Origin of the sequence: Clostridioides sp. ZZV14-6150 (assembly GCF_020657875.1) — a bacterium.
GTDB lineage: Bacteria > Bacillota > Clostridia > Peptostreptococcales > Peptostreptococcaceae > Clostridioides.
In genome coordinates this window covers 351,641-365,395 of the sequence record NZ_JAGWDA010000001.1, presented here as the reverse complement: position 1 = coordinate 365,395, position 13,755 = coordinate 351,641, and the positions used below count along the sequence as shown (strand labels likewise).

The following is a 13,755-nucleotide window of genomic DNA, read 5'->3' as shown; positions in this document are numbered from 1 at the left end:
TAGTATAGTAATATCCAATCAATAATTGTACTCTTGATTAAAAATAAATATATTATTAACTTATTATTGGTATGTTTATTTTATTATCTAAGTGTGTAAAATCTTCTTGGTGATTAAAAAATATTTATAAATTGTCAAATAAAATGGCTTAGTTAGTATGATATAATTTAGCTAGTATACATAATAATGGAGGGGAAAAGCATGAATAATATATTACTTTTAGAAGATGATAAATCTTTAAATAGAGGGATTAGCTTTAAATTAAAAAAAGAAGGATACAATGTTTTTAATACATTTAGTATAGAAGAGGCAAGAGGTATTTTTTTTAAGGAGGATATAAATTTAATTATTTCTGATATAGGTCTACCAGATGGAAGTGGGTTTGATTTTTGTGAGGAGATTAGAAAGAAAAGTGATGTTTACATAATAATGCTTACAGCGCTTGATGAAGAAGTGGATATTGTTACAGGTTATGATTTAGGAGCAGATGATTATATTACAAAGCCATTTAGTTTGATGGTGTTAATCTCAAAAGTAAATGCATTTATGAAAAGGGTAAACACAGTAAAGAATTATACTTTATTGGTTTGTGATGATTTGTTTTTTTATTATATAGAAAATAAATTGGTTATAAAAAATGATGACAAAGAAGAAGAAATAATTTTAAGTAAAACAGAAACTAAACTATTAAGATATTTGATGGAAAATTCAATGCAAGCTTTGACTAAAGAACAACTATTAGAATCTTTATGGGATAGTAGTGGTAATTTTGTAGATGATAATACAGTCGCAGTAAATATAAGAAGACTTAGACAAAAAGTAGAAAAAAATCCTTCTGAACCTAAGTATATAAAAACAGTAAGAGGAGTGGGATATATATGGGGAGAAAGGAGTATAAAAAAATGTTAAAAGATATAAATATCAAAGATAATTTGAGCATTAAAGAAGATTATATAATGAAAAAGGTTGTTATATATTCTATTTTATCTATGCTTGTAGTAACACTTGTATTTATATTTTTTGAATACAATAGACTATATGACTTATATGAATATCAAATAAAAAATACTCAAAGTATTGCAGGTATGTTGATTGAAAAATATCCAGATGATGAGGTAGATATAATAAAGTCTATTTATAATTTTGACTATAGCAAGGCAGAGGTTGGAGAAAAAGCACTTGAAAAATTCGGATATGGGCTAGAAAATAAAATGTCAAATGATAAAAACTTTGGCATATATTTAAAATCTTTTTTTAAAGAATCAATTTTTGTTTTTTTAATGATGTTTATAGCTGTTACAGGAATAATATATTATTTTATAAGATTTATAAACAAAAGATTAAGCAAGATTTATTTTATAGTGGAGCAAATGTCACAAGAAAATTATTTAAAAGAAGGTACCAAGTTAGATAGTTTTGGATATTTAGTAGAATACAATGAGTATTTTAAAGAGGGTACATTTAGTAAGATTAACAACTGTCTGTATGAGTTAAATAGGAGCTTAAAGATAAAGTTTATTAAATTAGAAAAAGAGAAAGAAAGTGTAAAATCATTGGTAACAGATATTTCCCACCAATTAAAAACTCCTTTAGCATCATTAAAATTATACAATACATTACTTATAGAAGAAGATTTAGACGAAGATGAAGCACAGGAGTTTTTATTGACTAATAAAAATTCTATAAATAAATTGGAAAACTTAATAAATTCTTTAGTCAACATATCAAGGCTAGAGATTAGTATGATAAGCATAAAAAAAGAAGATAATGACATAAAAAGTACTATTTTAAATGCTATAGAAAGTGTAACTCCTAAAGCAAAAAGTAAAAATATAACATTAAAATTAAATGAATTTAATAGTAGAATTATACCTCATGATAAAAAATGGACTGAGGAAAGTATTTTTAATGTATTAGATAATGCTGTTAAGTATACAGAAAGAAATGGAGAAGTAAATATATCTATAGAAGAGACTGTAAACTATTTTAAAATCATAATAGAGGATAATGGTAGAGGAATTGCAAAAAACGAATTTAATAATATATTTAAACGTTTTTATAGAGGAATAGATGAAGAAATTGAATCTATAGAAGGTAGTGGTGTAGGATTGTATTTAAGTAGAAAAATTTTAGAAGAACAAGGTGGTAATATTATGGTATCTTCTAACCTAGGAAAAGGAAGTAAATTTTCTTTGTTTCTTACAACTATGTAATGTTTCCTGAAAGGAGAATGTAATCCTCTACATATATTATATAAGTATAAACAGCTCCACAAATTAAAAGTAAATGATTAAGGAGCAACATAACTTAGAGTGAGGGGATAATTTTATGAAAATATTATATACTGAAAGTTTATCAAAACATTATGGAAAAGGAGAAAGCCTAGTAAAAGCTTTAGATGATGTAAATTTAGAAATAAATGAAGGTGAATTTGTAGCTATAATAGGTAAATCTGGTTCTGGAAAAAGTACATTATTACATATGATAGGTGGTCTTGATATACCTACATCTGGCAAGGTATACATTGATAATAAAAACATATTTACATTGAAAGAAGAAGAACTTGCCGTATTTAGAAGAAGAAAAATAGGCTTTATATTTCAAAGTTACAATTTGATTCCATCTCTTAATGTGTGGGAAAATGTAGTATTACCAATAGGTCTAGATGGAAGAGCTGTGGATGAAAACTTTATAAGAGACCTTTTAAAATCTTTGGGACTTGAAAATAAACATGATGTTTTACCAAATACATTATCAGGAGGTCAACAACAAAGAGTAGCAATAGCAAGAGCTTTGGCAACAAGACCAGCTATAATACTTGCTGATGAACCGACTGGAAACTTAGATTCTAAAACATCAGATGAAGTTATGAGTATACTAAAGTCCATGTCTAAGAAATATAGTCAAACTTTAGTTATGATAACTCATGATGATAGTATAGCTCAAATGGCTGATAGAGTTATATTTATAGAGGACGGCAAGGTATCAAAGGTTGGTGACAAAAATGATTAATACTACTAAAATAGCAAAAAATAATGTAAAACAAAATAAATCAAAAAGTATATTAATAATAATCACTATAATACTTTCAACATTGATGCTTTCATCTATAGGTATTTATATTGTCGATACAAGAGAATATCAAAAGGAAAATACAATAAAGTATTCAGGCAATTATCAAGGAGTATTAGCAAATGTAAATGAAAAACAAGCTGAAATATTAAGTAATCATGCAGATATTGAACTAACTGGAAAAATGAATGGAGTTGGTGTTGAGAAACTAGAAGATGATACAACTATTTCATTATCATATATGAATGAAGAGGGTTTAAAATTAAATAATTTTGAATTTATAAAAGGAAAATTACCAACAAAAGAAAATGAAATAGTACTAGATAGTGGAGCTTTAAAAGCATTAGGTCATGGTCAAAAATTAGGTGAAAAAATAAAAATACCTTATGATGATTATAAAAGCGACAAAAGAATGGAAAAAGAATTTATAATAACTGGAATCTTAGAAACTAGTGAAATATATGAAGCAGGAAAGTATTATTCTGCTATTATATCAGAAACATATATGAAAAATACTAGAGATATGTCACAAGAAGATTTCAATATATATGTTAGACTAAAAGATAAGAGCGATTTATCTATAGAACAGGCAAAAGAAAAATTAAATAAGATTGCTAATGATATAGGATTAGATACTAATAATGTACTTGTAAATGAAAATTATATAAATGCTTTAAAACCAGATATGGAAACAATTATGGGTGGAGTTTTTATAGGCTTAGTAATTGTATTATCTAGTATTTTGGTAATATATAATATATTTTACATCTCAATAGTTACCAAAGTTCAAGAATTTGGAAAACTTAGAGCAATTGGTGCAACTAAAAAACAAGTAAAAGCGATAGTGTTTAAGGAAGGGTTTATATTAGCTGGGATAGCAATACCAGTAGGAACAATTTTAGGCTATGCACTTGCAAATATTATAATAAAATCATTTATGGATGTAGATGTAAAATCATCACAATTACCAGTGTTATTATTAGTTGTGGTAATAAGTTTTATGTCTGTTGTTTTATCACTTTTGAAACCAATGAAAGTAGCTTCAAAAGTATCTATAGTTGATGCAGTAAGATATACTGGAAATGAAATAAGTGGTAAAAAGAATAGAAAAGGGCATAAAAATATAAATTTAAAGAACTTATCAAAAGCGAATTTAGAAAGAAATAAAAAGCGTACTTATATGACATTGACATCTCTTATATTAAGTGGAACTATATTTATAACAGTATCGACTGCTTTAGAAAGTTTTAACGCTGAGAAGATGGCTAGAGAGCATTTCCCTTATGATATAGAAGTTAGATTTACTGGATATGAAATGAATAGCAACAAGAATCCTGAAAATAATTTGAATATTCTACAAATGAATAATCCATTAGGTAAAGATTTTTTAAATCAAATAAAGAGTATAGAAGGAGTCAAAAAAACTGAATTAGGAAACTCTGTAAAAATTGGAATGGAAGATTATAATGTTGAATTTGAACATGACCTTTTACAGAGCATAAACGAAAATGATGTGAATTCATTAAATAAGAATCTAATAGATGGAAAAATAAATTTTGAAAGGTTACAAACAGGAGATGAAATAGTCATTACTCACCTTGATACAGCAAAAGAAATGGGTGTAAAGGCTGGAGATAAAATAAAATTAACTCTATATGATGGAGATAAAGAGATAAAAAAAGAATTTAAAGTTCAAGCAATAGCTATGGGAACTCCAAGTTTTGGGATAGGAAAAGATTTTATAGATAGAACTTTGAAATATGATACAACAAGTACCATTGGAATATATACTGAAGAAGGAAAGTATCAAGAAGTTAAAGACACTATAAAGAAAATTGCTAAATCTAACGGATATTTAGAAACGGATTTTATAGATAGTAGAATCGAATCAAATAAGGCTACAATCTCATTTATAAAAATAATGGGCTATACTTTAACTGGTATAATAGGTGTTATTGGATTTATGAATCTTGTAAATACAATGATAACTAGTATAGTTACTAGAAAAAAAGAACTTGGAATGCTTCAAGCAATTGGACTTACTAATAAGCAATTAGTAAAAATGCTTAATTCAGAAGCTATATATTACACTTCTAGAATGATGATAGGAAGTATCGTCTTTGGAGGTACGTTAGGATACTTTGCAGTTGTATTTTTAAGAAAAACTGGATTATCATATGCAACATACGCTTTACCAATAGTACCAATTTTATTTATGGTTGTATTTATCCTTATAGCTCAATTTATAACAACTTACTTAATAGGAAGAAGTTTTAACAAAGAATCTCTTATTGATAGAGTAAGATATAGTGAATAAAAATGTATAGAAAGCTATATTTAATTTTTAAACAGAATTAGAGAAAATATAAAAATAGAATTAAATTAGGTTGATAATATATACAAATACAGGGCAAGTGGCTTAAATGTTCATATGTCCTGTTTTTTGTCGTTTTTATTGTTATAAAATTCTTATCAATATAACTTATCAATTTAAGTGGTAAGTGATAGTGTGTTTAATGTTCAGAAGATTGTTATCAGAAAAAATGTATAGATTTAAGTAGTAAATAAGAGTATGTTTAATATTCAGAAGATTGTTATTAGAAAAAATGTATCGGTACAATTTTAAAAAAACTTAAAATTGTACCATAAAAAATGAAAATTTTGTATAATAATCGTATAGAAAATAAAAAGGAGCTGATATATATGAATAATAAAATCAATTATGCACCAGGACCAACAGAAACTAGAGAAAATGTAAGATTAATAAGAGCAGAGAAAACAACTAACCCAGATATAGATGTTGATTTTGTTGAATTTTATAAGAAGACATGTGAAAAATTTGGAAATATAGTTGGTACAAAGAACGATATTTACATATTAAGTGGTGAAGGAATATTGGGACTTGAAGCAGCTTGTGCATCACTGACTGAGAAGGATGATAGGGTTCTTGTAATTGACAATGGTATATATGGAGAGGGATTTAAAGACTTTGTAAATATGTATGGTGGGGAGTATGTGCTTTTTTCAAGTGAATATACAAAAAGTATAGATGTTGATGAGCTAAGAAAGTTTTTAGAAAAGGATAATGATTTTAAATATGCAACAGTGGTTCATTGTGATACTCCAACAGGTGTATTAAATGATGTAAGTAAGATATGTCCACTATTGAAGGAATATGGAATCTTAACTGTAGTTGATTCTATAGCAGGTATGGTGGGAGAAAGGTTAAATGTAGATGAATCTAAAATAGATGTAATATTAGGAGGTTCTCAAAAAGCTATTTCTGCACCTGCGGGTCTTACTATAGTTGGTATAAGTCAAGATGCAAAGAATTGTATAAAAAATAGAAAAACAGACATAGTAGGTTTTTATTGTAATTTAAGTATATGGGAAGGATATTATGAAAAAAAATATTTCCCTTATACAATGCCAATAAGTGACATAATGGGTCTTGATAGAGCATTAGACAATATACTAGAAGAGGGTGTAGAAAAGGTATTAAGTAGACATGAGAAAATAGCTTCTAGTGTAAGACAAGCTGTTAAGGAATATGGTTTAGAATTATTTTTAGAAGAAGGATATTCTAATACAGTGACAGCAATAAAAATACCTGAAAGTATAGGAGCATTAAAACTTACTGATTATATGCTTAAAAATTACAATACACTTGTTGCAACATCGTTAAATCAATATATGGATACTATTTTGAGAATAGGTCATATGGGGGAAAATGCTAATCTTGATAAAATAGTTCACATATTAAATGTATTAGATAAAAGTTTAAAAGAACTAGAATTTGATGCAAATGGAAGTTTAATAGATTTATTTAATAAATATTATTTTTAGTCACAATATAAAAGGGGGATACGGTATGGAAGCTACAGCTAAACAGAAGTTTACAACAAAAGATTTGGTGGAAACTTCACTATTAATAGCGTTGGTATTTGTTGCAACTAAATTTATAAATATAAGATTGCCAATATCTATAAATGGAGGTCTTGTACATTTAGGAACAGCAATGTTATTTATATCAGCAATAGTATTTGGAAGTAAAAAAGGTGCTTTATCTGGTGCTATTGGGATGGCTCTCTTTGATTTGATATCTGGGTGGACTCTATGGGCTCCATTTACATTTATAGTCAGAGGTGTCATGGGGTATTTACTTGGAAAGATTGTATGGGCAAATGGCAAGAATGGAGAAAATTTTTTGATTAATGTAATAGGAGTAGTAGTTTCATCAATTTGGATGTTGTTTGGATATTATGTAACAGAGGTTATACTTTATGGTAATTTTATAACTCCACTTACTTCAATACCAGGCAATTTAATGCAGGTATTAATAGGTCTTATAATAGCACTTCCTATTTCTAAAGCATTAAAAAAATGTATAAGATAGATATAGAATAGATTAAGTTTTTGATAGGATAAATTATATTGTATAATATTAAGATAGAGTATATAATGATAAAAAAATTTAGGATAGAGGTTAATTACGATGTTATCAGTTACAAGGTATGCAGTTAGAAATGCTCGTTTAAAACCCTGGGTAAAGTTTATTTGGTATCTTGAGACAAAATCAAATATATTGCTAAATAATAAGTTATTGCCTACAGATAGTGTAGATATTATCATTAATCTTTCTGATGTTATGGAATATAAGATTGAAAATAAAAATTATAATGCAAGTAATATACATTTTAATGGAATAAGAGATAAACATGGATTTGTTATTCAACGTGGAAATATACGTGTTATGGGTATTTCTTTTTATCCATTTGGGCTTTATCCATTTTTAAAGATACCAATTTCAGAGTTTAAGAGTCAAATTGTTGATTTAAAACAAGTATCAGAAGGTTTTGTTGGGAAATTGGAAAGTACATTAAATCAAATATCATCAATAGAAGATATAGTTTTACATTTAGAAAAAATATTAGTATCTGTACTAGATGAAGATTTAGTTGCAAATAAGATGGTAAATCTTCTGGATTTATTTATATATAATAATCAATATAGCACTATAAAATTGTTTTGTGATGATATGAACATAAATATTAAAACGTTAGAAAGAGCTTGTTTAAAATATACTGGATATACACCTAAAACACTAAGGAAAATATATAGATTTAAAATGGCAAGCAATCAGCTCATTTATAACTCTAAAAATAATGACTTAATTGACCTGATTTATGAAAATGAATATTATGACCAAGCTCATTTTATTAAAGAATTTAAACAGTTTTCAGGAGTATCGCCAATTAAATTTATTAATGAGCATAAAACTATTAAAGAAAATACAAAGTATAACTATTTATAATTATATTGTCGATTTTTTACAATACCTTTAATTTACTTCTTGTTATGATGTAAGAAATATAAATTGGAGGGTTTGTATATGAAAATTATTACAGAAATAGTAGAATTTAATGTGGAAGAGCATTTATCAAAAGATGCATTTGTAGAGATTGTAAATGATTTAGAAATAAATTTTCACTCTGTTCAATCGGGATTTATTGATACTGAGCTTTTATATGACGAAAAAAATCAAAAATGGATTATGATACAACACTGGGATTCTATGGAAAATCTTAAAAGTGCTTCTAGTAAAATGTTTAAAAATATATCTACTGAAAAATTTAGAAATGCTTTAAAGACACAGACTGTTAAGATGAATATAATGCCACAAATTAAAAATTGGAAGTTATAATGTCAGATGTAAAAAATAATTAAGTAGCAAGAAAATAAATTAGCCAAATAACGTTTTGTATCAAAATCAAAATTGTTATTTGGCTTTTAGTAGTTATTTATCTAGATAGTATTATTTAAAAGTACTATTGCTGTGCGAGATGCAATAGGTATTTTAGAAGATGGAGGAGTAGAAGTAAAATAGATATCGTAGTCTATTAAGTTTTCTGGTCTTGTTTTTCCTCCAAATTCTATCATATCAGTACTTAATACTGTCTTGTATTTTTTGTCTTGGAACTTTGATATGTCTACTGATTGCATCAGATTAGGATGAAAATTAAATATAAATAAATATTTATCCTTACTGTATACTAAAAGTTTTTTCTCATTATCCATATGTACAAGTTCATAGCTATTCTGTGTAAAAATATCACTGTATTTTGTAAGTTCAAGCATAGATTTATCAAAGTTTAATAGTTGTTTATATTTTAAGTTATCATTTTCTGAAAGACTCCATTGTCTTCTAGCATATTTATAACTCCAATTGTTTCCTTCACGTGGAAAATCAATCCATTCAGGGTGTCCAAATTCATTTCCCATAAAATTTAGGTATCCTTCACCAGCTAGAGAAAATGTTGCTAATTTAATTAGTTTGTTTAGAGCCATAGCTCTATTAATAATATGATTATTTGAGTTTATTTCCATATTCCAGTACATTTCTTTATCTGCTAACCAAAATATAATTGTCTTGTCACCAACTAATGCTTGGTCATGAGATTCACAATATCCAATGTTTTTTTCACCAGGGCGTCTAGTAGTAAGCTCGTGCCACATTTTGCCTAAATCCCAATTTTCATCATAAGAATTTGAAATAGTCTTTATCCAAAAATCAGGTACTCCCATTGCTAATCTATAGTCAAAGCCAATTCCACCATCTCTTATAGGTATACACATTCCAGGCATTCCACTCATATCTTCTGCAATGCTTATTGAATTAGGTTTGATTTCTTTTATTAGTTCATTTGCAAATTGAAGGTATGTTATAGCTTCCATATCTGTGTTTGTACTGAAATACTTTTTATAGCTGTCAAATGAAACTCCAAGACCATGGTTATGATATAGCATTGAGGTTACACCATCAAATCTAAAACCATCAAAATGATACTCATTTAGCCAAAATTTTATATTTGAAAGTAAAAAATGAATTACCTCAGGTTTACCGTAGTTAAAGAGCTTTGTTCCCCAAGCAGGGTGATTACCTTTTGAACCTGAATGGAAAAATTGATGCTCACTTCCATCAAATTCATTTATTCCCTCTAAAGTATTTTTTACAGCATGAGAGTGAACTAAATCTAACAAAACAGCAATTCCCATTGAATGAGCCGTATTTATAAGATTTTTTAAGTCTTCAGGTGTACCAAACCTAGATGAAATTGCATAAAAGTTTGAAACTTGGTATCCAAAAGAAGCATAATATGGATGTTCCATGATAGCCATAAGTTGAATAGTATTGTATCCAGCTTTCTTTATCCTAGGAAGTATGTTTTCAGTAAATTCATTATAAGTTCCAATAGATTCTTTTTCAGTAGCCATACCTATGTGACATTCGTAGATTAAAGGAGAAGTTATGTTTTTTAAGTCAAATTCATTATCAGTCCAACTAAATCGAGTTTTTGGTTGCCATATCTGCCCATTAAAGTTACCAGAATCTTTTTGTATTACCCTCTTTATGTATAATGGTATACGGTCAAATATTTCACCATTTGCAGTGACCTGTACCTTCACCTCGGATTTATGAGGTAAGCTGTTTTTATCAGGTATGAAAATTTCCCAATTACCAGAATCTATTTTTTTTAGAGGATGGGATTTTCTACTCCAATTATTAAAGTCACCAATTAATGATAAACTATCTGCATTTGGAGCCCACTCTCTATAAAACCATCCATCATTTGTTTGATGGAATCCATAATAAAGATGACCATTTGCAAAAGAACTAAAATTTTCACAGTTAGTTAATATTTTTGCTTTTACATCTTCATAGTGTTTCATTCTTTTTTTTATGTCAGACTCGAATGGTTGTAGGTAAATATCAACATCTAAAATTTTAAATCTTTTTTGACTTTTCATTTGATTTCCCCTCCATAATAAATATTATATTTTAATAAAATAATACTTATCTCATACTATCTTCTCTATATAATTGATATATATTATATAATCCTAATAAAAAGCTTAAACCACCAATAATTAGTTTCATAATTTACCTCCTTAGTATATTTAAAAATATACTTATATATCAGATTCATCAAAATTTAAAAGTTTATTTAAAACTCTTTTAATAATATCATAATCAAAGCCTTTATAGGAAAGATGTTGAGAAATTTTTTGATATATTTTCTTTTTATCTTCTTTTTTTACTCTCTCATATCTTTTTTTTGCTAGATACATGGCATTTTCAAATTCAGTATCTTTGTCTAATTCTGATACTGCTTCATCAATTGCACTTCTCTCAATACCTTTATTGTATAAATTTTGTTTAATTCTGTTTTTACCACATTTGTTTAAATTAACGTTGGTATTAACTATTTTCTGAGCTAATATATTGTCATTTACAAGATTATAATTTTTAAGAAAATCTATAACTCTATCAATTGTATCTTCCTCAAAATCTGCTGATAGTTTTTCTTTCATTTTTTTTTCAGACTGGTCAGCACGAGATAAAATATTTAATGCTTTATTTTTAGCTTTTATATACATCTCATCATCTAAAATAGATTTTAATTCCTCTTCATTTACTTCATTTCCTTTTTTTAAATTAAATGTATAAACAAGTTCTTTAAATATAGCAATAAAAAATTTATCATCAACATAAATATTTACTCTATCATCATTTCTTTTTTGTTGTTCTATTTTTGTAATTATACTCATAATTCCTGCTACTCAAAATATGGTCAAATATATCCATATCGAGATTTTTCCTTCTTCACTGAACCTCGCCTTGCCTAAGCTACTACGATTTGGTATAGTTCTCCAAAGGCTTAAATTCCGAAGTTAGCCCTCCGTACATATATAAGTACTTTTAAGCCACGTGTGGGCGAATCACTTTGATTTTAAGCTATCTTATATTTTTTAGCATTTTTAAGATTAAGACTTGCATTTAAATCTCTATCAATAGATAATCCACATTCACATTTGTACACTCTATCTTTAAGTTTTAAACCTTTATTAACCTCTCCACATTGGCTACAAGTCTTTGATGATGGATACCATCTATCAGCTACTCTAAGTTCTATATTATTTTGTTTGCACTTAGCAGTTAGTTTAGTTCTAAATTCAAAGAACTTTTGACTTGATATAGCCTTTGATAAATGCTTATTCTTCATCATTCCACTAACATTTAAATCTTCAATAGTTATATAGCTTGGCTTTTGCTCTGTTACCTGAAATACTGTTTTATTAATATAATCAGTTCTTATATTAGCTAATCTTTGATGAATTTTTTGTACTTTGGCTATCTGTTTTTGGATATTTTGACGAGTAGCTACTCCTTCTTTTATATTTTTATTTCTTACTTTTAAACTCTCATATTTTCTTGAAAGTTTTCTTTGCTCTCTTTTTAATTTCTTTTCAACTTTTTTGATAGTTGAAGTCTTATTTATATTTTTAAATTTACTTCCATTTGAACATATTGCAAAATCTTTAATTCCTAAGTCAATACCTATTCCTTCATTAGTACATTTAGATACTTGAATATCATCTTCCTCAACTAATATAGATACATAGTATCTATTAGATTTTTGACTTACTGTACCACTTTTAACTATTGAATTTGTTGGTATATATCCAAATTCTTTTAGTCTTACCCAACCAAGAGTAGGTATTTTGACCCTATGCCTTTCAATAGTCCAATCAGTTTTGTTATTCTTTTTCTTGAATTTAGGAAAACTTTTAGTTTTTTTAAAGAAATCTTTAAAGGCTTTATCTCCATTCATAATAGCTTGTTTTGTAGCCTTAGAAGATACATCTTTAATCCATTTCATATCTTGATTATTAGGAATATATTCATTGTTTAACCATTTAGAAAAATCCATACCGCTTATAAATTTACCTTTACTCTCATAAACTTCTTTATTGTGAGCAATATAGAAGTTATATATAAATCTACTAACACCAATCGTTTGATGTATTTTAGATTTTTGTTCAGTAGTAGGATTAATTTCTATTTTGTATGCTCTTTTCAACTTCTTCATCCTCTCTAATCTTTTTCTTGTATTTTCTTAATCCATATATGCGACAACTAAAACTATGAAGTATTGATATTATATCTTGAACTAATTCTTCTTGTGGTGAAAGACTTTAATTATTTACAACTATAATATCTACATTGAATTTACCTAAAAATCTCTCAAACCATTCATATCCAAATCGAATGAATCTATCTTTATGAGTTACAATAATCGTATTTACCTCATTAGTCATACAACTATCAATTAGTTTATTCCACTTTTTACGATTATAATTTAGTCCATTTCCACAATCTTCAATAACTTCATCTACTATTATTCCTTTAGCATTTGCATATTGTCTAAGAAACTCCACTTGATTTTTCAAATCATCTTTTTGATTAGAAGTTGAAGTTCTTGTATAAATAACAATTTTTCTATTTACCTGTTCTTTATGTATTCCTTTATATTCTAAATATTGTTCATAAGTATAGTATCTTCTATCTGTTGGAGTTTTAAAAGCCTTTAACTTCCCTTCAACATCCCAACGTTGCAGAGTTCTGACTGAAATATTAATTAACTCTGCAAACTTTTTTGGTTTATAGTTATTGTTTTTCATATAATCACCTCTTGACTATGATTTACTATAAATAACTATATTTGTCTATGTTTTTATTAACTAAAGATAACCTCCTTTTTTATATGTAATTATATTAACAAAAGTAACTAATAAAATTTAATAAAAAACTTATAATTATACGTTATATTTAATCTAAAT

11 protein-coding genes and 1 pseudogene are annotated in these 13,755 nt (G+C 27.0%); 8 read left to right on the top strand and 4 right to left on the bottom strand.

Features of this window, described 5'->3' with window-relative positions; all coding sequences use genetic code 11:
- Positions 1-201: 201 nt before the first annotated feature.
- From KGF41_RS01640 to KGF41_RS01605, 8 genes are all read left to right on the top strand, one after another.
- A complete protein-coding gene (locus KGF41_RS01640; protein ID WP_227828149.1) occupies positions 202-909 on the top strand; it encodes a response regulator transcription factor in 708 nt (235 codons plus the stop codon).
- A complete protein-coding gene (locus KGF41_RS01635) occupies positions 903-2,213 on the top strand; it encodes a sensor histidine kinase (RefSeq protein ID WP_227856287.1) in 1,311 nt (436 codons plus the stop codon). The genes KGF41_RS01640 and KGF41_RS01635 overlap by 7 nt, the downstream gene beginning before the upstream one ends.
- Before the next feature lie 115 nt (positions 2,214-2,328).
- Entirely contained in the window at positions 2,329-3,012 is a 684-nt protein-coding gene (locus tag KGF41_RS01630) for an ABC transporter ATP-binding protein (protein WP_227828151.1), read from the top strand.
- Entirely contained in the window at positions 3,005-5,389 is a 2,385-nt protein-coding gene (locus KGF41_RS01625; protein ID WP_227856286.1) for an FtsX-like permease family protein, read from the top strand. Before KGF41_RS01630 ends, KGF41_RS01625 begins: the two co-directional genes overlap by 8 nt.
- A gap of 386 nt (positions 5,390-5,775) precedes the next feature.
- Positions 5,776-6,918, top strand: a complete 1,143-nt coding sequence (locus KGF41_RS01620; RefSeq protein ID WP_227856285.1) for a pyridoxal-phosphate-dependent aminotransferase family protein — start codon at positions 5,776-5,778, stop codon at positions 6,916-6,918.
- Positions 6,919-6,943: 25 nt separating this feature from the next.
- Entirely contained in the window at positions 6,944-7,468 is a 525-nt protein-coding gene (locus tag KGF41_RS01615; RefSeq protein ID WP_227828154.1) for an ECF transporter S component, read from the top strand.
- A 99-nt stretch (positions 7,469-7,567) separates the two neighbouring features.
- Positions 7,568-8,386: a helix-turn-helix domain-containing protein gene (locus tag KGF41_RS01610; protein WP_227828155.1), complete on the top strand. Its 819-nt coding sequence runs from the start codon at positions 7,568-7,570 to the stop codon at positions 8,384-8,386.
- A gap of 78 nt (positions 8,387-8,464) precedes the next feature.
- Complete coding sequence (locus KGF41_RS01605; RefSeq protein WP_227828156.1) at positions 8,465-8,776, top strand: antibiotic biosynthesis monooxygenase; 312 nt, start codon at positions 8,465-8,467, stop codon at positions 8,774-8,776.
- A gap of 101 nt (positions 8,777-8,877) precedes the next feature.
- On the opposite strand, the gene KGF41_RS01600 is transcribed toward KGF41_RS01605, so the two are convergent.
- The 4 genes and pseudogenes from KGF41_RS01600 to KGF41_RS01585 all read right to left on the bottom strand — a co-directional run bounded on the left by KGF41_RS01600 (position 8,878) and on the right by KGF41_RS01585 (position 13,596).
- Positions 8,878-10,881 (bottom strand): alpha-amylase family glycosyl hydrolase, encoded by a 2,004-nt coding sequence (locus tag KGF41_RS01600; RefSeq protein WP_227828157.1) that lies wholly within the window; start codon positions 10,879-10,881, stop codon positions 8,878-8,880.
- A 162-nt stretch (positions 10,882-11,043) separates the two neighbouring features.
- Positions 11,044-11,682, bottom strand: coding sequence for a recombination regulator RecX (recX, locus tag KGF41_RS01595; RefSeq protein WP_227432519.1), 639 nt, complete (start codon positions 11,680-11,682; stop codon positions 11,044-11,046).
- A 182-nt stretch (positions 11,683-11,864) separates the two neighbouring features.
- A complete protein-coding gene (locus KGF41_RS01590) occupies positions 11,865-12,995 on the bottom strand; it encodes a transposase (protein WP_227854556.1) in 1,131 nt (376 codons plus the stop codon).
- A pseudogene (locus KGF41_RS01585) lies at positions 12,967-13,596 on the bottom strand (IS607 family transposase). Before KGF41_RS01585 ends, KGF41_RS01590 begins: the two are co-directional and overlap by 29 nt.
- Positions 13,597-13,755: the final 159 nt, after the last annotated feature.